At 45.7% G+C, this 18,982-nt stretch carries 18 protein-coding genes and 1 pseudogene; 11 read left to right on the top strand and 8 right to left on the bottom strand.

What is annotated here, in order from left to right:
- Nucleotides 1–217: 217 nt before the first annotated feature.
- On the top strand, nt 218–1,588 hold the full coding sequence (locus BTW01_RS13740; RefSeq protein ID WP_162103514.1) for a S1C family serine protease: 1,371 nt from the start codon (nt 218–220) through the stop codon (nt 1,586–1,588).
- 256 nt (nt 1,589–1,844) lie between these two features.
- Here the strand turns inward: BTW01_RS13740 and BTW01_RS13735 are convergent, their stop codons facing one another.
- Both BTW01_RS13735 and BTW01_RS13730 read right to left on the bottom strand, forming a co-directional pair.
- Nucleotides 1,845–2,306: a Dps family protein gene (locus tag BTW01_RS13735; protein ID WP_162103513.1), complete on the bottom strand. Its 462-nt coding sequence runs from the start codon at nt 2,304–2,306 to the stop codon at nt 1,845–1,847.
- 76 nt (nt 2,307–2,382) lie between these two features.
- Nucleotides 2,383–3,237 (bottom strand): oxidoreductase, encoded by an 855-nt coding sequence (locus tag BTW01_RS13730; RefSeq protein ID WP_162103512.1) that lies wholly within the window; start codon nt 3,235–3,237, stop codon nt 2,383–2,385.
- A gap of 132 nt (nt 3,238–3,369) precedes the next feature.
- Here BTW01_RS13730 and BTW01_RS13725 point away from each other — a divergent pair, with 132 nt between their 5' ends.
- The 4 genes and pseudogenes from BTW01_RS13725 to BTW01_RS13710 all read left to right on the top strand — a co-directional run bounded on the left by BTW01_RS13725 (nt 3,370) and on the right by BTW01_RS13710 (nt 7,149).
- Nucleotides 3,370–5,178, top strand: a complete 1,809-nt coding sequence (locus BTW01_RS13725; protein ID WP_162103511.1) for a M3 family oligoendopeptidase — start codon at nt 3,370–3,372, stop codon at nt 5,176–5,178.
- A 218-nt stretch (nt 5,179–5,396) separates the two neighbouring features.
- Nucleotides 5,397–5,831: a YusW family protein gene (locus BTW01_RS13720; protein WP_162103510.1), complete on the top strand. Its 435-nt coding sequence runs from the start codon at nt 5,397–5,399 to the stop codon at nt 5,829–5,831.
- Nucleotides 5,832–6,007: 176 nt separating this feature from the next.
- A complete protein-coding gene (locus BTW01_RS13715) occupies nt 6,008–6,835 on the top strand; it encodes an ABC transporter ATP-binding protein (protein WP_162103608.1) in 828 nt (275 codons plus the stop codon).
- Nucleotides 6,836–7,149 (top strand): annotated as a pseudogene (locus tag BTW01_RS13710) (YusU family protein).
- A 23-nt stretch (nt 7,150–7,172) separates the two neighbouring features.
- Here BTW01_RS13710 and BTW01_RS13705 read toward each other — a convergent pair.
- On the bottom strand, nt 7,173–8,060 hold the full coding sequence (locus tag BTW01_RS13705) for a LysR family transcriptional regulator (RefSeq protein ID WP_162103508.1): 888 nt from the start codon (nt 8,058–8,060) through the stop codon (nt 7,173–7,175).
- 133 nt (nt 8,061–8,193) lie between these two features.
- On the opposite strand from BTW01_RS13705, the gene BTW01_RS13700 reads away from it, so the two are divergent.
- On the top strand, nt 8,194–8,934 hold the full coding sequence (locus tag BTW01_RS13700) for an SDR family NAD(P)-dependent oxidoreductase (protein WP_162103507.1): 741 nt from the start codon (nt 8,194–8,196) through the stop codon (nt 8,932–8,934).
- Nucleotides 8,935–8,950: 16 nt separating this feature from the next.
- The gene (locus BTW01_RS13695) at nt 8,951–9,334 is read left to right on the top strand and encodes a tautomerase family protein (RefSeq protein WP_162103506.1); all 384 of its coding nucleotides are present in this window, start codon (nt 8,951–8,953) and stop codon (nt 9,332–9,334) included.
- A 36-nt stretch (nt 9,335–9,370) separates the two neighbouring features.
- Here BTW01_RS13695 and mdtP read toward each other — a convergent pair whose 3' ends face one another.
- The 4 genes from mdtP to BTW01_RS13675 form a co-directional block, all read right to left on the bottom strand.
- Nucleotides 9,371–11,026, bottom strand: a complete 1,656-nt coding sequence (gene mdtP, locus BTW01_RS13690) for a multidrug efflux MFS transporter MdtP (protein WP_225493359.1) — start codon at nt 11,024–11,026, stop codon at nt 9,371–9,373.
- Nucleotides 10,992–11,462, bottom strand: a complete 471-nt coding sequence (locus tag BTW01_RS13685; RefSeq protein ID WP_162103505.1) for a MarR family transcriptional regulator — start codon at nt 11,460–11,462, stop codon at nt 10,992–10,994. Before BTW01_RS13685 ends, mdtP begins: the two co-directional genes overlap by 35 nt.
- Before the next feature lie 160 nt (nt 11,463–11,622).
- Entirely contained in the window at nt 11,623–11,955 is a 333-nt protein-coding gene (locus tag BTW01_RS13680; protein ID WP_014477927.1) for a spore coat protein, read from the bottom strand.
- Nucleotides 11,956–11,967: 12 nt separating this feature from the next.
- Nucleotides 11,968–12,213 (bottom strand): hypothetical protein, encoded by a 246-nt coding sequence (locus BTW01_RS13675; RefSeq protein ID WP_162103504.1) that lies wholly within the window; start codon nt 12,211–12,213, stop codon nt 11,968–11,970.
- Nucleotides 12,214–12,307: 94 nt separating this feature from the next.
- On the opposite strand from BTW01_RS13675, the gene BTW01_RS13670 reads away from it, so the two are divergent.
- A complete protein-coding gene (locus BTW01_RS13670) occupies nt 12,308–13,216 on the top strand; it encodes a proline dehydrogenase family protein (RefSeq protein ID WP_162103503.1) in 909 nt (302 codons plus the stop codon).
- Nucleotides 13,217–13,240: 24 nt separating this feature from the next.
- Here BTW01_RS13670 and BTW01_RS13665 read toward each other — a convergent pair whose 3' ends face one another.
- The gene (locus tag BTW01_RS13665) at nt 13,241–13,387 is read right to left on the bottom strand and encodes a YuzL family protein (RefSeq protein WP_162103502.1); all 147 of its coding nucleotides are present in this window, start codon (nt 13,385–13,387) and stop codon (nt 13,241–13,243) included.
- Nucleotides 13,388–13,561: 174 nt separating this feature from the next.
- Here BTW01_RS13665 and BTW01_RS13660 point away from each other — a divergent pair, with 174 nt between their 5' ends.
- The 3 genes from BTW01_RS13660 to fadE are packed head-to-tail and all read left to right on the top strand — an operon-like array spanning nt 13,562 to nt 18,907.
- A complete protein-coding gene (locus tag BTW01_RS13660; protein WP_162103501.1) occupies nt 13,562–15,922 on the top strand; it encodes a 3-hydroxyacyl-CoA dehydrogenase/enoyl-CoA hydratase family protein in 2,361 nt (786 codons plus the stop codon).
- A 10-nt stretch (nt 15,923–15,932) separates the two neighbouring features.
- On the top strand, nt 15,933–17,108 hold the full coding sequence (locus tag BTW01_RS13655) for an acetyl-CoA C-acetyltransferase (RefSeq protein ID WP_162103500.1): 1,176 nt from the start codon (nt 15,933–15,935) through the stop codon (nt 17,106–17,108).
- A 14-nt stretch (nt 17,109–17,122) separates the two neighbouring features.
- Nucleotides 17,123–18,907 carry an acyl-CoA dehydrogenase FadE gene (gene fadE / locus BTW01_RS13650; RefSeq protein ID WP_162103499.1) on the top strand — a complete coding sequence of 595 codons (1,785 nt, stop codon included), beginning with the start codon at nt 17,123–17,125 and terminating at the stop codon, nt 18,905–18,907.
- The last annotated feature ends 75 nt before the right edge of the window (nt 18,908–18,982 follow it).

Genomic DNA, 18,982 nt, shown 5'->3' with positions numbered 1-18,982 from the left:
CATAATTTCACATATTCTTTTCATTTTTATCCCACAATGTTTGTTTATGATAGAGATAAGGGAAGAAAGGAAGAGAAAAAGAGCGAGGAAGATGAAGGATGTTCAAACATATTTTATTTTGGTGCTTTGCTTTTCTCCTCATCATTGGCACAATTGAACTTGTACACGCGATCAATATGTAACGATAAATAAAAAACGGTTAAAGGAGTGTCAGAGTATGGATGATCGACGGGATGATTATAACAATCAACATCAATCAGAATCTTCACGGCCAGAACATCAGAATAAAGAAAACCGGCAGCTGATTGAACAACAGGAATTGCTTGATGCGCCTGTTACATATGAAACGGGAAAACAGGAAACAGCTGCTGCAATAGAAATGGAAAAGACCGAAACGGCTGTGAAAAAAGAAAAGAAACGAAGAGCCGCTTGGCTGAGTCCGATTTTAGGCGGTATTATTGGCGGCGGCTTGATGCTCGGCATCGCGCCTTATCTGCCGTCAGACCAAAATCATACAACTAATACTGTTTCTGCTAATAAACAGGTGCAGTCTGGTAATTTTACAACGGAACCAATAACGAATGCTTCAAACGTTGCTGATATGGTGGGGGATTTAGAGCCGACGATTGTCGGTATTTCTAACATCCAAACCTCGCAAAATAACACATTCGGCACAGGAGGCGGCTCCAGCTCAGAAAGTGAAAGCGGAACCGGATCAGGTGTTATTTTCAAAAAAGATGGCAATAAAGCGTATGTGATTACAAACAATCATGTCGTTGAAGGCGCGAATAAGCTGACTGTCACGTTAGACAACGGCGAAACGGAGACTGCCAAGCTTGTCGGCAGCGATACCATTACTGATTTGGCTGTTTTGGAAATCAACAGCAAAAACATCAAAAAAGTAGCGAGCTTTGGTGACTCTTCACAGCTGCGCACAGGCGAAAAGGTCATTGCCATCGGAAATCCGCTCGGACAGCAGTTTTCCGGTACGGTGACACAAGGTATCATCAGCGGATTAAATCGGACGATTGGTGTGGATACAACACAAGGTACCGTGGAAATGAACGTGTTGCAAACTGACGCAGCGATCAATCCGGGAAACAGCGGAGGCCCGTTAATCAATGCAAGAGGCCAGGTGATCGGCATCAACAGTTTGAAGGTGAGCGAAAGCGGCGTGGAATCACTTGGATTTGCAATCCCAAGCAATGATGTCGAGCCGATTGTTGACCAACTGCTGGAAAAAGGGAAAGTCGATCGACCATTTTTAGGCGTGCAAATGATTGACATGTCTCAAGTGCCAGAAACCTATCAGCAAAATACGCTCGGACTGTTTGGAGATCAATTAGGCAAAGGTGTTTATGTAAAAGAAGTTCAAGCAAACTCACCGGCGGCAAAAGCAGGGATTAAATCCGAGGATGTCATTGTCAAACTAAAAGGTAAAGATGTGGAGAGCAGCGCAGATATCCGTCAGATCCTCTACAAAGATCTGAAAGTCGGAGAAAAAACGACAATCCAAGTGCTGCGAAACGGAAAAATGAAAAAGCTGAACGTGACACTGACCAAGCAGGCAGAAAGCAGCTCAAGTTAAGTAATTAAAAAGCTGAACCCGAAAAGGGTTCAGTTCAGATTGAAGACAAAGCCCTAAAACGTTTTCGTTTTAGGGCTTTGTCTTCTTTCTTTCTTTTCAGCGTGATTGAAAACCCTTGAAGTCTAGGAAGAGCGCGCATCGGAGCACAGCGAATGTTGAAATTTGAAATTCGTGAGCACCGACGCGCGCAGTCCTGACAACGAATGCGAGGGTTTGTCGACACGCTGAGCTGAACCCGAAAAGGGTTCAGCTTTTTTTATCCTAAGTAAGCGGAAAGCATCCACACTTGTTTTTCAACTTCACCAACTAATCCGACAAACAAGTCGGCTGTTGTGTCATCTTGATTTTCTTCAGCCAGGCCGATTACGAATTTAGACTCGCTGCTTATTTGTTTGTAGTCGTTTACTAAGGCTTGTACCATTTCTGAAGCTGATGTTTCGTTTCCGCCATCTGTGATAGATGCATGCTCAGTGTATTCTTTCAGCGTGGCAACAGGCTGTCCGCCGATTGCCAGCAGACGTTCAGCAATGGTATCGGCTGTTTCCGCCGCATGGTCATATAGTTCTTCAAATTTTTCGTGCAATGTAAAGAAATGAGGCCCTTTCACATACCAATGGAAACGGTGGAGCTTAGCGTATAAAAGAAACCAGTTTGATAATTGTGTGTTCATTGAATTCTCAACTAATGTTTGATTTGTTTGTGCGTTTTCGGTTTTCATAAGATAACGTCCTCCTTGGATCTGTTAATTTAATTATATCACATATCAATTAAAAATCAATACTAAATTATAATTATTATAATTTAGGGCGGGTGAATAGTTTTTTCTTCAGGATATATTCCCATGCAGACCAAGGGAACAGCGACCGGAATAACAGGGTAAGCTTGATGCCTTTTCCGATCGGATATCGCAATTTCTTTACGTGCTGCTTTGTTGCTAATTGATAAATGAGGTCGGCTACCTCTTGGGGATCTCCGCTGTCATCTGCGTTTTTTTCAACGTAGGTAAGAATCTTTTTATAGTAGTGATAATAAGCTGAATCGTCAGCAGGCACCGACATATAATGTGATAATGATGTCGACCAGATCGACGTTTTGTATGAACCAGGTTCCACCAAAGCGGTTTCGATACCGAACGGAAGCAGCTCAATACGAAGGCTTTCAGAGAAACCCTCTAATGCATGCTTGGACGCTGCATATGGCGACAACGCAGGAAATCCGGTCAGGCCGCTGATGCTGCTCACATTTATAATCTTTGCACCGCCATGCTTTCTTATGTAAGGCAGAATAGTTTTTGTCACATGGATTACTCCGAAGACATTCGTTTCAAATTGCTGTCTGAAATGTTCCATCGGCACATCCTCGACAAATCCCCCGTAAGCTGTTCCGGCGTTGTTGACGAGAAGATCAATAGGAGCGTAAGTACTAATGGCTTGACCGAATGAAGCTATAGATTGTTCATCTGTGACATCGAGAGCAATAATGTGAATAGAATCAGCCACATTGTGTGCGGCAGCCATTTCACGCAGCTGTTCAGCTTTCTCAGGCTGTCTTGTTGTGGCAATCACGAAAAATGACTTGGCGAGCTTTAGGGCTGCCAGCTGTCCAAAGCCTTTTGACGCTCCTGTTACGATTGCAATTTTTTTATTCATCATATACCTCCAATTTAACTGCTACAGCTATTGTACAATCATGAACAGGAAATGACGCTATAAAAGAAACTTTTATACAATAATTCAGAATTGTTCTATAATAAAACGAAAGCAGGAAAGGGGTTTTGTGGTATGGCGCTGCAAGGAGTAGACCAAAAGTGGGATCTTGATTCATTTTTTAAGGGTGGGAGCCAATCAGAAGAGTTCAAAGATTATATCCAAAAGCTGTCACAAGGTCTGCGTGTATTTCATGACACGACTGAGGCCTTTCAGGTGCCTGAAAGGCCAGAAGATGCTGAGGGACTGATTGCTTTGCTTGATGAATTTGAACAGGTTTCTGTCAAGCTTCAGCAAGCCGGTGCTTTTGTTGCTTGCCTTCTGGCCCAAAATATTAATGATCAAAAGGCTGTTGAGCATCAGTCCCTCATAAATCGGCTTCATGCTGATTTTCAATCGTCCCTCGTCACATTAGATCATAAGCTTGTGGCCATCAAACAAGACGTGTGGGATGAATTGCTAACCCAACCGGGATTACGGAATGTATCTTACATATTACATGAAAGAAGACAGCGGGTTGCCGAAAAGCTTAGCCCAGGTAAAGAAAAATTGGTAGAAAACCTCGCGGTGGACGGGTACCACGCTTGGAGCGACTTATACAATATGATTGTCGGGAAAATGACGATTCCGTATGAGGAAAACGGTGTGAACAAGCAGTTGTCTGTCGGCCAGGCTGAAAATGTGATGGATCATCGAGACCGCACTGTTAGAAAAACAATATACGAACGTTTGCATCAAGTGTGGGAAAGCAAGCAGGATATGTTCAGCAGCACGCTAAATCATTTGGCGGGGTTCCGGCTTGAGACCTATAAAGCGCGCGGCTGGGAGGACGTCTTGAAGGAGCCGCTGCAAATCAACAGGATGAAAAAGGAAACACTTGATACGATGTGGCAGGTCATCACGGAAAATAAGCAGCCGTTCGTTCAGTTTCTGAATCGAAAAGCGTCGATGCTCGGTCTTGAAAAGCTCAGTTGGTACGATGTTGGGGCTCCGATCGGGTCTGAGGGAAAGGTTTATTCATATGATGAAGCTGCAAATGTCATCGTCAGCCAGTTTTCAACGTTTGGCAAAAAACTGTCCGCGTTCACTGAAAAAGCGTTTCGGGACCGCTGGATTGAAGCGGAAGACAGGAGCGGGAAAAGAGTCGGCGGCTTTTGCACGAGTTTTCCTGACAGCGGAGAATCACGGATTTTCATGACGTTTTCGGGAAGTGCCTCAAATGTCTCAACGCTTGCTCATGAGCTTGGCCACGCGTTCCATCAGGAAGCGATGCTCAACGTCAGGCCGTTAAACAGATCCTACGCCATGAACGTTGCAGAAACCGCTTCAACATTTGCAGAGATGATTGTGGCGGATGCGACTGTCCAACAGGCGGAGACGAAGGAAGAAAAGCTCGTCCTTCTTGAAGATAAAGTGCAAAGAAGCGTTGCGTTTTTCATGAATATCCATGCAAGATTCTTATTCGAAACGAGATTTTATGAAGAACGAAAGCGTGGAGTGATTCCGGCCGACCGTTTGAATGAGCTGATGGAAGCGGCGCAAAAAGAGGCGTATTGCAATGCGTTAGGAGAATATCACCCGCTCTTTTGGGCGTCAAAGCTTCACTTTCATATCACGAGGGTTCCGTTTTACAATTTCCCTTACACGTTCGGCTATCTTTTTTCTCTTGGTATTTATGCATTGGCGCTTGAAGAAAAAACCGCATTCGAAGAGAAGTATATCGCACTATTGCAAGATACAGCTTCGATGACTGTGGAAGATTTGGCGATGAAACATTTGGGCGCTGATATCACGAAGCGCGATTTCTGGGACAATGCCATCAAGCTGGCCGTTCGTGACGCAGAAGACTTTTTGCAAATGACAGAATCTTCACAGCGTGATTGAAAACTCTTGAAGTCTAGAATTTTTGAAGGGTGTGATGATGGCGTCGTTTAGGCAGGATACTTAAGTATTCAACCGCCGCTCCGTATTGATCACCGAGGCGCAGTCTTGACAACGAATGCGGGAGTTTAACGCCTCGGCTTTTTCAATTCTCTCCTGAATGAGGATTTCATAGTCTGGATATACCTAAAACAAATGGAATCCTACAGGAGGGGAAATATATGCGTTTGATCAGAACAGCCGGGGCTGTTTGTCTGGCAGTCGTTCTGATTGCGGGCTGCCGTCTCAATGAAGAGCAGCAGGCAGAAGAAAAAAATACAGCTGTCACCCAGCAGAAACCCGTTCCGTACAGCGATTTCTCGCTTCATGTGAGCTACGGAGATGGTGAGCATAATCGTTATGAAAGTATATATACAAAAAACGGGGCTCAGGAAACAGCGGAAATACTGGATAAGCTCTCTGGCGTCAAACAGGAGGGAGAAGAAGCATTAGATGAGATGAGAATCATCCTAAGCGAGCTTTCTGTGACAGACCAGATGGCAGAAGCAGAAGTGATCCGCAATGTGCTGGAGGCCTTTAATCTGGACAGCCATTACCATCATATCAACTTAAAGCTGAAGCTGAACAATGGCTCCGTTAGAGAAATTAAGAAATAACCTGCAAACGCCAATTATATCCAAATCTAATTGAAAATGATTTTCAAAATCAGCGTTTTCTGCTACAATGAGCAATATGACCGAATACATTAACATTAATGACAATTGACCCAAATACACATGGAGAAAACGTGCAATACATAGTGCTGCTAAAAAGCCAGCAAAAAGGAGCGGTTATGGGTATGAGTGCAATTTCTACAGAAACGCTGAGCTTAGGATACGGAGATACCGTTATTATTGATGAGTTGGATTTAACAATTCCCAAAGGTGAAATTACCGTATTTATCGGCAGCAATGGCTGCGGAAAATCGACACTTTTACGTTCATTAGCGCGTCTGATGAAGCCGAGAGGCGGTTCAGTGCTGCTGGAAGGAAGAGCGATTGCCAAGCTTCCGACAAAGGAAGTCGCAAAAGAGCTCGCAATTCTGCCGCAGGGTCCATCGGCTCCAGAGGGCCTTACGGTGCATCAGCTGGTGAAACAAGGAAGATATCCTTATCAAAATTGGCTGAAGCAGTGGTCAAAAGAGGATGAGGAGGCGGTTGAGAGGGCTCTTAAAGCAACGAAGCTTGAGAACATGGCTGACCGCGCCGTCGATTCTTTGTCAGGCGGACAGCGCCAGCGAGCCTGGATCGCGATGACGCTTGCGCAGGAAACAGATATTATCCTTCTGGATGAACCGACAACGTATTTAGACATGACGCATCAAATTGAAATTCTTGATTTGCTGTTTGAGCTGAATGAAAAGGAAGAGCGGACGATTGTGATGGTTCTTCATGACTTAAACTTGGCGTGTCGTTATGCCCATCATCTTGTCGCCATAAAAGATAAACAAATTTATGCTGAAGGCCGTCCGGAAGAGGTCATCACTTGCGATCTTGTGCAAAATGTGTTTTCTATGAACTGTCAGGTCACACAGGACCCGCTGTTCGGAACGCCTCTATGCATCCCTCATGGCAGAGGCAGGTGCATTGTCCGGGAAGCGGCTTTTACATCACATGGATAAATAAACGCCCAGCGCAAGGAGCTTTCTCAGGATGAGGGGCTTCTTGCTGTTTTTTCGAAAGGAAGATGGAAATGGAACAAAAACTTCAGGAGCAGCTGGATGGGTTGCTGGAGAAGTATACTGAGCTTCTGCTTGGTGAAACAAGCAATGAGCTAAAAGAAGAAGTAAAGCAATGGATTTTGTACACACATATCGCCAAAAGCATGCCGCCGCTCGCCAAGCATTGGAATGCAACATATCCCGACGCGAAGCAGGGCATTAAAGATATCATTCAGCATATTAAGGAACTGAATGAGGCGCATCGAAACAAATAATAGCTAAAAAAGCAGTCTGCTAATCACAGCAGACTGCTTTTTTGTGATGTTGCCGTTTTGCCTGGCGTAAATGAATCCATAAAGGCTTGCAGTGCGCTGCTGATAAACGAGTTTTTTCGGATAATAAATATTGTTTTCATCTGTCTGAGAGCTTCAGGCAGCGGGTACAATCGAATCGTCCCTTCAGCCGCGTGTTTCTGCACAACCGTTCTCGGCAGCAGCGAGATGCCAAGACCTGCTGTAACCCCGCCGATAATCGCTTCAAGCGTACCAAATTCCATAATGACCGGCTGTGTGACACCGACAGAGCGCAGCCACTTTTCAAGTGTCTCCCGATACGAACAGCCTGTGCTGTATACGAGAATCGGCTTTGTGATGGCTTCCTCTGCACCGGATATGGAAGCAGCCGAAACAACTACCGGCTCTTCCTCAAATGCAGGATAGGATTCGAGATCAGGATGATTGCATTCACATCCGATAAAGGCGCCATCCAATTCATAACGGAGAACCTGATCAAGGAGAAATTGTGTATGTCCTGTTGTTAAAGACAGCTGAACGTTTGGATGTTCTTCATAATAAGAGGCCAAAAGCTTCGGAAGTCTTACCGCGGCGGTTGTCTGAGTGGAGCCGATCATAAGCGGTCCGCTAGGTTCGACGGAGGATGAGAGTGCTTTAGATGCCTCATCCAGCAGGCCGACAATTTTATTGGTGTAGTCCAGCAGCAGCTTTCCGCTTGCAGAAAGTGTCATGCCCCTGTTATGGCGCAAAAACAGCATGGTACCCAGCTCAGCTTCCAATTGCTGAATTCTGGCCGTGACATTCGATTGTACATAGCCAAGCTGCTGGGACGCTTTTGTAATGGAGCCTTCACGGGCTACCATTTGAAACACACGTAAATCTCCGCTTTCCATTTTGCATTCCTCCGTTCGTTTGCTATCAATCTGAGTGATAGCAAGTATCTTTAACAATCATTATACGTAACACCAAACCTTGATTACAATGGAATCAGCAAGAAAATTTCATAAACGGCAAGGAGTGGCGGCAATGAATGTCATGAACAAAATAGCTCTCGTAACAGGGGGCGGCACAGGAATCGGAAGAGCAGCCAGCATAGAATTGGCAAAACGCGGAGCGATTGTTGCGGTGAATTATTCACGCTCGCAATTCGAAGCGGAGGAAACAGTAGAAACGATTAAAAAAGATGGCGGGCAAGCTTTCACCATCCAAGCGGATGTATCCAAAAATAGCGAAGTGCAGGATATGGTTCAATCGATTGTGAAAATATATGGCACTATTGATATTTTAATCAACAATGCCAGCATTACAAGGCATATTCCAATGGATGACCTTGAAGCTGCGACAGAAGACATCTGGGATGAACTTTACGCTGTCAATGTGAAAGGCATGTTTTTCTGTGCGCGGGCAGCGGTTCCTTTCATGAAAAAAAGCAAGGCCGGGGCGATCGTAAATGTCGGCAGCATCGCAGGGGTAACCGGTGCGGGTTCATCCATGCCTTACGCAGTATCAAAATCGGCGGTGCACGGCTTAACGAAATCTTTGGCTCACGCCTTAGCGCCTGAAATCAGAGTGAGCGGTGTAGCACCGGGAGCTGTCGCAACGAGATGGTGGGCCGGCCGGGAAGAAAAAATGAAAAGCATGATCGGCACTTTGCTGCTGCAGCGTATTGCTGAACCGGATGATGTCGCCAAATTGATTTGTTCGCTTGTTGAACAGGAATCGCTCACAGGTCAAATCATCACAATTGACAGCGGACAGACGTTGTAAGAGAGGGGATGCGGGGATGCCATTTGTACAAATTCATTTACGTGCGGGGAGAAGCGAAGCGTGGCTTCAAAAACTTAGCAGGACCATTCATCAATCAATGACTGAAGAAATCAATGTGCCGGAAGATGACTATTTTCAAGTCATCAGGCAATATGAAAAAAGCGAGTTTTTTTATGATCCGTCTTATCTGCAGGTCGAGCGTACTGATGAACTGATCTACATTCATTTTACGTTGAAACATTCAAGAACAACTGAACAGAAAAAAGCGCTTTACCGCTCTATCGCAAGTGGAATTCATTCCGAGCTTGGTGTAAGAAAAGAAGATGTGTTTATCATGCTGACCGGTAATCAGGATGAGGATTGGTCTTTCGGAAGTGGAAAGGCTCAGATGATCGAATAAGAAAACCCCGCGGTCTTGGGACCCGCGGGGTTTCTATTAATGAGAAGGCGATTCAACGGTTTGTGCCGTTTTCTCTTTTACTTGTTCTTCCGTTTTCTTATTTGATAGCTTGATAGGTTTTAAAAACAATGTAAATACGGCTCCGACTACGATAAAGATCAGGCCTGTGTAAAACACGCTATGGAGTGAATCCATCAGCGATGTTTTTAAAATCGGCACAATATGGGATGAGAAGGCCGCAGGTATTTGTTTGATTGCATCCGGGCTGAACAGTGATTGCAGCAGCCCTTGCGGATTTGTATCAATCATACCCTTCAGCTGGCCGGCAAATGAACTTGCCTGTGCCGGAAGAGAGTCTAAATACGGCACCAATTTATCAGTTAATAGATTTCCGGAACGGGCATTCATTACTGCTCCCAGCATGGTAATGCCGAATGTTCCTCCGATAGAACGGAAGAATTGACTGGATGAAGTGACGACCCCAAGCTCTTCCTTCGAAAAGCTTTCCTGTAAAGCGAGTGTCAGGATCGGCATGACGAGACCCATTCCCAAACCAATAATCGCCATATACGAAGTAGCGACAAGCTTGCCCGTATCAAGGTCTAAAGTCGTTAACAGCAAAAATCCTCCGGCCATAATCAGCATACCTGTAATGATTTGCGGTTTAATGCCGATTTTATAGACAAGCTGGCCGCCGATAATACTTGTAATGATCATAGAGATCATCATCGGTGTCATAATCGTGCCTGATTCAGACGCACTTACACCGACAATTCCCTGCATAAAGAAAGGAACAAACGTAATGGCGCCAAACATGCCGATGCTCATAAAGAAGCCGATCAAGTTTAGGAATGTAAACGTTCTGTTTTTAAATAAATACATTGGCAGGATCGGCTCTTTTGCTTTTGACTCTACAATAATAAAGCTGACAATGCCGACCAGCGCGAGTGCGAACAGGCCAAGAATCTGCCAAGAACCCCACCCGTAATCTTTTCCTCCAAAGCTTAAAGCGAGAAGAAGGCTGACAACCCCGACAATCATCGTGAAAATCCCAGCGATATCGAAGTTGATCGGACCAGTTTGCCGGCGGCCCTGTAATCCTCTGGCAATGAAAATAACGGCAATAATTCCGACTGGAAGATTGATATAGAAAACCCATTTCCAGTTGAGCGAGTCTACGATCCAGCCGCCGATTTGCGGCCCAATCACTGAAGCCAGCCCATAAATCGCGCCAAAGACCCCTTGGAATTTAGCACGCTGTTTTCCTGTGAACAAGTCACCGATGACAATCATCGCCATCGGCATCATAATGCCTCCGCCGATTCCCTGCAGTCCTCGGAAGATAATCAATTCTGTCATGTTGTTGGCCATTCCGCACAAAGCAGAAGCGGCCATAAAAATAATCAAGCCTGATACATAAACAATCCGGCGTCCCAATAAATCGGCCAGTTTACCGGCAATTGGAACAACGGTTGTTGATGTTAACAAATACGCGGTTGTCAGCCAGGTCATCATGCTCAAGCCGCCGAGATCACCGACGATTTTCGGCATGGCCGTTCCGACAATGGTACCGTCAAGCGCGGAAAAAAACATGGCAATAATTAAGCCTGTTATTAATAACGTTCGTTTTGATTGCTGTTTGCCTTCTGTACTCATTTCATTCGTTTCCTCTTTTCGTGTTGTGCTGTTCATCAGTTTCCGCTGCTGCCTGTGCGAGCTTTTCTGTAATATGAGCCGCCTGAAGCATTTCCTCCTTCGTCAAGAAGGAAAGGTACCGTGCCATAATGGCTTTTCTGCCTGCTAAAACCTCTTCGAACTTTCTGTCTCCTTCATCAGTAAGGCTGATATCGATCACTCGCCTGTCTTTTGTGTTATGTGTTCTGGCGATGAGATTTTTTTGTTCAAGGCGATCTGCCATTAACGTCACCGCGCTTGGCTTCACCTCCATACGCTCGGCAATTTCAGAAATCTTGAGGCTGCCGTGTTTTTTTAGGCTGGCCAGCACAAACAGCTGCGCTGGGGTAATGCCTTGTTTCTCCATACTTTCTAGCATTTCAGGCTGTATCTTTTGAAAGAGCGCCTGAAGCGATAATTGAATATCGGACATTAACCGATCCGCACTCTTCATGTTCATTTCCCCTCTATTACTTACACTGTATATATATTTTGATAACAAAATAGTTAATGCTTATTAAATATAAATAAGCGTAAATGAAAAGTCAATCATTTTTACCATAAAAAAAGGATAGATGCCTGAACGCACATCGTACCCTTTTTTGCTGATGCTGTTATTGCTGGTAAGGAGACTGCTGCTGAATGGTTTGCTGAAATTTTTGGTAGGATTGCTGCAGCTTTTGGGTATCCTCCGCTTCAACAGAATACCATCCATATTGGAACATAAGATCATACAGTTTTCTTTGCGCTTTTTGTGACTCATCAAAAATGGATTGAATATCCTGGTAAAGAGATTCGTGGCTGAATTCGTGCAAGGCTGTGCAATAAGCTGTTGTCATATATTTTTCGGTTGTCAGCAGTTCATTGACGAAGTCTCTGTCATTCATCTCCGAAGTTGTCGGTACAGGCGTCTGCGGGTTGCTGATTTTCTGATTTTGCTGATTCATTTTGTCGCCTCCTTATTGGATGTAGCCGGACTGCTGCTGGCCTGGCTGCAGGTGCTTTACTATTCTTTGATAATGATCATGATGCATGTGTCCGAGGCGGTCGAGTTCTTGTTTTAATGTTTGATCCTGGCACTGCTGCGCCATGAAATGCGCTTTTTTCATCGCAAGCAAATTCCAGTTCAGCATGTCATTGAGATACAAATGATCCTTTGTAGAAATAACGGAAGGCGGCATTTGAGCTTGTTGCTGATTGTCCATTGTGAACCTCCTTTGATTTTTGTTCATTTTATAGTTTCCTTCAGTCTGGGAGTTCTATACAGGTGTTTTGAAGATGATGGCAGGAGGGAGTCGGATGTTGAGACCTGTGTTTTTATTCTTATCTCAAAATAAAACACTTACCAAGCTCGCCAAAGCATATGGAACGAAGCTTGGAGCAAGACGATTTGTCGCTGGAGATACAATTGAGTCGGCGGTTAAGACCGTCAAAAGACTAAACAGATCCGGTTTGTGTGCAACGATTGATTATTTAGGCGAATATGCGGCATCAGAAAAAGAAGCACATCAAATCGCAGAGGAGTGCAAGAAAGCCATTCGAGCCATTGCTGAGCATCAATTGGATTCAGAGTTTTCATTAAAGCTGACCTCAATTGGGCTAGATCTTTCAGAAGAACTTTGCCTTTCTCATTTGCGTGCAATTTTATCTGCTGCGAAGCAACATGGTGTTGCTGTGACCATTGATATGGAAGACTATTCTCATTATGAACAGACACTTTCTATTTATAGGAAATGTAAACAGGAATACGAAATGCTCGGCACGGTCATTCAGGCGTATTTGTATCGGGCGGCAGAAGATATCAGACATATGCATGGCTTAAAGCCGAATCTCAGACTTGTAAAGGGCGCTTATAAAGAGTCTGCGGCTGTAGCATTCCCTGACAAAAAGGGAACAGACCTTCATTTTCAAAGCTTAATTAAGCTGCAGCTGTTAAGCGGGAACTATACGGCTGTCGCTACACATGACGATGACATCATTGCGTTTACAAAACAGCTCGTTGCTGAACACCATATCCCCGCATCGCAATTTGAGTTTCAAATGCTGTATGGCATAAGGACGGAGCGGCAGAAGGAACTTGCCAAGGAAGGATACAGAATGCGTGTGTATGTTCCATATGGAACGGATTGGTTCAGCTACTTTATGAGAAGAATTGCTGAGCGGCCTGCCAATGCAGCGTTTGTGTTAAAAGGAATCTTGAAAAAGTGAAAGCAGCCGCGAAAAGCAGCTGCATTACGATTGTTCCATGTTATGCTTTTTATATTGCTGATTTTGACTTGTCCGCTTTCCGCCGCTGTAATGCTGAGTCGGACCGGCATCCCCTTTTACACTCGCCGCGCTGACTGCCGCTGAAGACGGGTTTTTTTTCTCTCGCACCATTCCTATCACCTCCGGGTTTAAGTTGCCCGTCTTTTGTAAACCACATACAAAAAAATAACAAATTAGCTATTGAAGTCGAATCAGAAATCTTTTAAGATGAAAGAAGAAACAGGTTTCATTTTTTTTGGTCAAAAAATGAATGATTATTCATTCAATGTTCAAGGGGGATATCTCATGCACAAACACATTCGAAAGGCAGCCGTTTTAGGATCGGGGGTAATGGGTTCCGGGATTGCGGCACATTTGGCTAACCTCGGAATTCCTGTCCTGCTGCTTGATATTGTGCCGAACGATTTGACAAAGGAAGAAGAAAAAAGAGGGCTGGCAAAGGACAGTCCGGAGGTGCGCAGCAGGCTGAGCCGCCAAGCGGTAAAAAAACTGCTGAAACAAAAGCCAGCCCCCCTCACATCAGCGGAAAACATCTCTTATATCACATCAGGCAATCTGGAGGATGATGCAGAAAGGCTGAATGAAGCAGATTGGATTATTGAAGTTGTTGTGGAAAACCTTGAAGTCAAAAAGCGAATTTTCACCCTTGTGGATAAACACCGAAAGCCTGGAAGTATTGTCTCTAGCAATACATCTGGTATATCAGTGCAGAAAATGGCTGAGGGCCGGTCGGATGATTTTAAAGCCCATTTTCTCGGAACACACTTTTTTAATCCCGCCCGCTATTTAAAGCTGCTGGAGATTATTCCGATTCAGGAAACAGACCCTGATATCTTAAAGTTTATGACAGCCTTCGGTGAAAATGTTCTCGGTAAAGGTGTAGTCACAGCAAAGGACACACCGAACTTTATCGCAAACCGAATCGGAACGTACGGGCTTCTCGTTACAGTACAAGAAATGCTGAAAGGCGGCTATCAGGTCGGTGAAGTCGACTCAATCACAGGCCCGCTGATCGGCAGACCGAAAAGCGCAACCTTCAGAACGCTTGATGTTGTCGGACTCGATACATTCGCCCATGTCGCCCGAAATGTGTATGACAAAGCGGAGGGAGACGAGAAAGAAATATTCCGCCTGCCAAGCTTTATGAACGATATGCTGGAAAAAGGATGGATCGGAAGCAAGGCTGGTCAAGGCTTTTATAAAAAAGAAGGCAAAACGATTTATGAGCTTGATCCAATGACGCTTACTTATGGGAAGCGAACAAAAATGATATCACCGGCACTTGAAGCGGCAAAACAGGCAAAAGGGACAAAAGCCAAAATGAAAGCGCTTATTTACTCGGACGACAGAGCTGGCAGATTGCTTTGGAATATCACATCTCAAACCCTGCTTTATTCAGCTGAGCTGCTTGGTGAGATTGCTGATGATATTCATGCGATTGACCAAGCCATGAAGTGGGGATTCGGCTGGGAGCTGGGCCCGTTTGAAATGTGGGATGCCATCGGTCTCAGACAGTCTGCAGAAAAGCTTGGGGCTAAAATACCCGGCTGGATTAAAGACATGCTGGACAAAGGAAATGAAACCTTCTACATCAAAGAGAACGGAACAGTATTTTATTATGACCGCGGCGAATACAGGGCCGTGAAGGAAAACAAAAAACAGATTCATTTACAAGCGCTTAAAGAAACAAAAGGGGTAATTGCGAAAAACAGCGGAGCAAGCCTGATTGACCTTGGAGATGATGTGGCCCTTCTTGAGTTTCATTCGAAAAGCAATGCCATCGGCCTTGATATTATTCAAATGATCAACAAGGCGTTAGAGGAAACAGAGCGGAACTATAAAGGGCTTGTCATCGGCAATCAAGGAAAAAATTTCTGTGTAGGCGCGAATCTCGCTATGATTCTAATGGAAGTCCAGGATGACAACTTTTTGGAAGTTGACTTCGTGATCCGCCGATTCCAAGAAACGATGATGAAGATTAAATACAGTGCGAAGCCGGTTGTCGCCGCTCCGTTCGGCATGACGCTCGGCGGCGGAACGGAAGTATGCCTGCCTGCGGCGCGCATTCAAGCAGCAAGCGAAGCCTACATGGGGCTTGTCGAATCCGGTGTCGGCCTTATCCCTGGCGGAGGAGGTAATAAAGAGCTGTACATTAACCATCTTCGCCGCGGTCTTGATCCGATGAATGCGGCAATGAAAACATTTGAAACAATTGCGATGGCGAAAGTATCCGCCTCCGCCCAAGAGGCTCGTGAGATGAACATTTTAAAAGAAACAGACCGTATCAGCGTGAATCAGGATCACCTGCTGTACGATGCGAAGCAGCTTGCCGCCTCTTTATACGATACCGGCTGGCGGCCGCCTGTAAAAGAAAAGGTCAAGGTGCCGGGTGAAACCGGTTATGCGGCACTCTTGCTTGGCGCTGAGCAGATGAAACTGTCCGGTTATATATCTGAGCATGATTTTAAGATCGCGAAAAAACTCGCTTATGTCATTGCCGGCGGAAAAGTGCCGTTTGGCACAGAAGTAGACGAAGAGTATTTATTAGAGATCGAGAGGGAAGCGTTTTTGAGTTTGGCAGGAGAGGCGAAATCTCAAGCGAGAATGCAGCATATGCTTGTGAAAGGTAAACCTTTACGGAATTAGGAGGGAGCTTATGAAAGAAGCAGTCATTGTGTCAGGTGCAAGAACACCGGTGGGGAAAGCCAAAAAAGGATCGCTTGCCGCCGTTCGTCCGGATGATTTAGGTGCGATTTGCGTAAAAGAAACATTGAAAAGAGCAGGCGGCTACGAAGGCAATATTGACGACTTGATTATCGGCTGTGCGACACCTGAAGCGGAACAGGGGCTCAATATGGCGAGAAATATCGGCGCGCTCGCCGGACTGCCGTACACGGTTCCGGCGATAACAGTCAATCGCTACTGCTCTTCAGGCCTTCAGTCTATCGCATATGCGGCGGAAAAAATTATGCTTGGCGCCTACGATACAGCGATCGCCGGTGGAGCAGAATCCATGTCACAGGTTCCGATGATGGGGCATGTCACCCGTCCGAACCTTGCGCTGGCAGAACAGGCGCCGGAATATTATATGAGCATGGGACATACAGCCGAGCAGGTCGCGAAAAAATACGGCGTCACGCGAGAGGATCAGGATGCATTCGCCGTTCGCAGCCACCAAAATGCGGCCAAAGCCCTTGCAGCGGGGAAATTTAAAGATGAGATAGTACCTGTCGAAGTGACGATGACAGAAATCGGAGAAAACCATAAGCCGGAGGAAAAACGGTTTGTGTTTTCTCAGGATGAAGGCGTACGCCCGCAAACGACGGCAGACATCTTAGCGACATTGCGTCCGGCTTTTGCTGTTGATGGAACGGTTACGGCGGGCAACTCCTCACAGACGAGTGACGGAGCGGCGGCTGTTATGCTGATGGATCGGGAAAAAGCTGATGCGCTTGGCTTGGCGCCGCTTGTGAAATTCCGTTCCTTTGCGGTAGGCGGCGTGCCGCCGGAAGTAATGGGTATTGGGCCAGTGGAAGCCATCCCGCGTGCCTTAAAGCTTGCCGGGCTTCAGCTGCAGGACATCGGCTTGTTTGAATTGAATGAAGCTTTCGCCTCACAGGCCATTCAAGTCATCAGAGAACTGGGAATTGATGAAGAAAAAGTGAATGTCAACGGAGGTGCAATCGCGCTTGGGCACCCGCTTGGCTGTACGGGCACAAAGCTTACACTTTCACTCATTCATGAAATGAAACGGAGAAACGAGCAATTTGGCGTCGTCACAATGTGTATCGGCGGCGGGATGGGAGCGGCCGGTGTATTTGAATTATGCTAAAGGGGGAAAAGCAAATGGCGAAAAAAGCGGCTGAAGTGCAAAAAGGCGGCGGTTTCTTAATTGAGAATGTCACATACGACCAAATGTATACACCGGAGGATTTCACTGACGAGCATAAAATGATTGCGAAAACAACGGAGGATTACATCGAACAGGATGTTCTCCCTCATATAGATGACATCGAAAACCATCAATTTGAGCATTCCGTCAGGCTGTTGAAGAAAGCGGGCGAACTGGGACTGCTTGGCGCCGATGTGCCGGAGGAATACGGAGGGCTTGGCCTTGATAAAATCAGCTCCGCACTTATCACTGAAAAATTTTCGCGCGCGGGAAGCTTTTCGCTTTCTTATGGCGCGCATGTCGGCATCGGTTCCTTGCCGATCGTCTTTTTCGGATCAGAGGAACAAAAGAAAACGTATTTGCCCAGGCTCGCTTCAGGCGAAAAAATCGCGGCTTATGCCCTGACTGAGCCGGGCTCTGGTTCGGATGCACTGGGAGCAAAAACAACAGCCGTCTTGAATGAAGCGGGAACGCATTACGTATTAACCGGAGAAAAACAGTGGATTACGAACTCTGCCTTTGCTGATGTATTTGTTGTTTACGCTAAGGTGGACGGTGATAAGTTTTCAGCGTTTATTGTAGAAAAAGATTTCCCTGGCGTATCAACAGGCCCGGAAGAAAAGAAAATGGGGATCAAAGGATCGTCAACAAGAACCCTTATTTTAGATCAGGCTGAAGTGCCAAAAGAAAACCTGCTCGGAGAAATCGGCAAAGGGCATATCATCGCCTTTAATATTTTAAATATCGGCCGTTATAAACTGGCGGTTGGCACAATCGGCGCATCTAAACGGGTGATTGAGCTATCTGCGGCATACGCAAATCAGCGCCGCCAATTTAAAACGCCGATTGCGGGCTTTTCGCTGACACAGGAAAAAATCGCGACAATGGCATCAAGGCTTTACGCGATGGAAAGCTCTGTGTACAGAACTGTGGGGCTGTTTGAAGACAACATGAGCCAGTTTACGGCCGAAGATCTCAAGGACGGCCGGCAAATTGCCAAGTCAATTGCCGAATATGCGATCGAATGCTCTCTGAATAAGGTTTTCGGGTCTGAGACACTTGATTATATCGTAGATGAAGGCGTGCAGATTCATGGCGGCTACGGTTTTATGCAGGAATACGAAGTAGAAAGAGCCTATCGCGATTCAAGGATCAATCGGATTTTTGAAGGCACAAACGAAATCAACCGGTTAATCGTGCCAAGCACTTTTTTGAAAAAGGCGCTCAAAGGCGAACTCCCTCTATTTGAAAAAGCGCAGTCGCTTCAAGAAGAACTGATGATGCTTATGCCTGAAGAGCCTGGCAGCGGCGTTTTAGAACAGGAGAAATATGTCGTTAAGCAAGCCAAAAAGATCGCGCTGTTCGCTGCCGGTCTCGCTGCCCAAACATACGGAAAAGCACTCGATCGTGAACAAGAAATCCTCGTCAACATCGCGGATATTGTCAGCAATGTATATGCAATGGAATCAGCCGTGCTTAGAACAGAAAAAGCCATCGCCGCACAAGGAGAAGAAAAAGCGGTGCAGAAGGTGCTGTATACAGAAATTTTTGTCCAGGAAGCTTTTCATGAAATTGAAGCGCACGCGAAAGAATCACTCATCGCAATGGAAGAAGGAGACTCCCTCCGCATGATGCTTTCCGCTTTGCGCAAGCTGACGCGCGTAACGCCTAAAAATGTCATTCAGAAAAAACGCGAAGCAGCGGCGGCCGTTTTCGAAGCTGAAAAATATATTGTCTGATTGTCCGAGAGCTCCGCATTAAGCGGAGCTTTTTTTTTAGAAGCACAGGTTTAGGCTTTTAAAACAAACTGTGTT

The organism is Bacillus sp. SKDU12, assembly GCF_010093085.1.
GTDB classification, from domain to species: domain Bacteria; phylum Bacillota; class Bacilli; order Bacillales; family Bacillaceae; genus Bacillus; species Bacillus mexicanus.
The sequence above is the reverse complement of the archived record's forward strand: the minus strand, read 5'-3'. Positions and strand labels throughout refer to the sequence as shown.

Excerpts from the sequence above, each read along its gene's own strand:
- BTW01_RS13675 (WP_162103504.1), bottom strand. The coding sequence starts at position 12,213 with ATGGACAATCAGCAACAAGCTCAAATGCCGCCTTCCGTTATTTCTACA.
- BTW01_RS13705 (WP_162103508.1), bottom strand. The coding sequence starts at position 8,060 with ATGGAAAGCGGAGATTTACGTGTGTTTCAAATGGTAGCCCGTGAAGGC.
- BTW01_RS13720 (WP_162103510.1), top strand. The coding sequence starts at position 5,397 with ATGCGTTTGATCAGAACAGCCGGGGCTGTTTGTCTGGCAGTCGTTCTG.
- BTW01_RS13680 (WP_014477927.1), bottom strand. The coding sequence starts at position 11,955 with ATGAATCAGCAAAATCAGAAAATCAGCAACCCGCAGACGCCTGTACCG.
- BTW01_RS13695 (WP_162103506.1), top strand. The coding sequence starts at position 8,951 with ATGCCATTTGTACAAATTCATTTACGTGCGGGGAGAAGCGAAGCGTGG.
- BTW01_RS13670 (WP_162103503.1), top strand. The coding sequence starts at position 12,308 with ATGTTGAGACCTGTGTTTTTATTCTTATCTCAAAATAAAACACTTACC.
- BTW01_RS13700 (WP_162103507.1), top strand. The coding sequence starts at position 8,194 with ATGAATGTCATGAACAAAATAGCTCTCGTAACAGGGGGCGGCACAGGA.
- BTW01_RS13665 (WP_162103502.1), bottom strand. The coding sequence starts at position 13,387 with ATGGTGCGAGAGAAAAAAAACCCGTCTTCAGCGGCAGTCAGCGCGGCG.
- BTW01_RS13655 (WP_162103500.1), top strand. The coding sequence starts at position 15,933 with ATGAAAGAAGCAGTCATTGTGTCAGGTGCAAGAACACCGGTGGGGAAA.
- BTW01_RS13715 (WP_162103608.1), top strand. The coding sequence starts at position 6,008 with ATGGGTATGAGTGCAATTTCTACAGAAACGCTGAGCTTAGGATACGGA.
- fadE (WP_162103499.1), top strand. The coding sequence starts at position 17,123 with ATGGCGAAAAAAGCGGCTGAAGTGCAAAAAGGCGGCGGTTTCTTAATT.
- BTW01_RS13735 (WP_162103513.1), bottom strand. The coding sequence starts at position 2,306 with ATGAAAACCGAAAACGCACAAACAAATCAAACATTAGTTGAGAATTCA.
- BTW01_RS13725 (WP_162103511.1), top strand. The coding sequence starts at position 3,370 with ATGGCGCTGCAAGGAGTAGACCAAAAGTGGGATCTTGATTCATTTTTT.
- BTW01_RS13685 (WP_162103505.1), bottom strand. The coding sequence starts at position 11,462 with ATGAAGAGTGCGGATCGGTTAATGTCCGATATTCAATTATCGCTTCAG.
- BTW01_RS13660 (WP_162103501.1), top strand. The coding sequence starts at position 13,562 with ATGCACAAACACATTCGAAAGGCAGCCGTTTTAGGATCGGGGGTAATG.
- BTW01_RS13740 (WP_162103514.1), top strand. The coding sequence starts at position 218 with ATGGATGATCGACGGGATGATTATAACAATCAACATCAATCAGAATCT.
- BTW01_RS13730 (WP_162103512.1), bottom strand. The coding sequence starts at position 3,237 with ATGAATAAAAAAATTGCAATCGTAACAGGAGCGTCAAAAGGCTTTGGA.
- mdtP (WP_225493359.1), bottom strand. The coding sequence starts at position 11,026 with ATGAACAGCACAACACGAAAAGAGGAAACGAATGAAATGAGTACAGAA.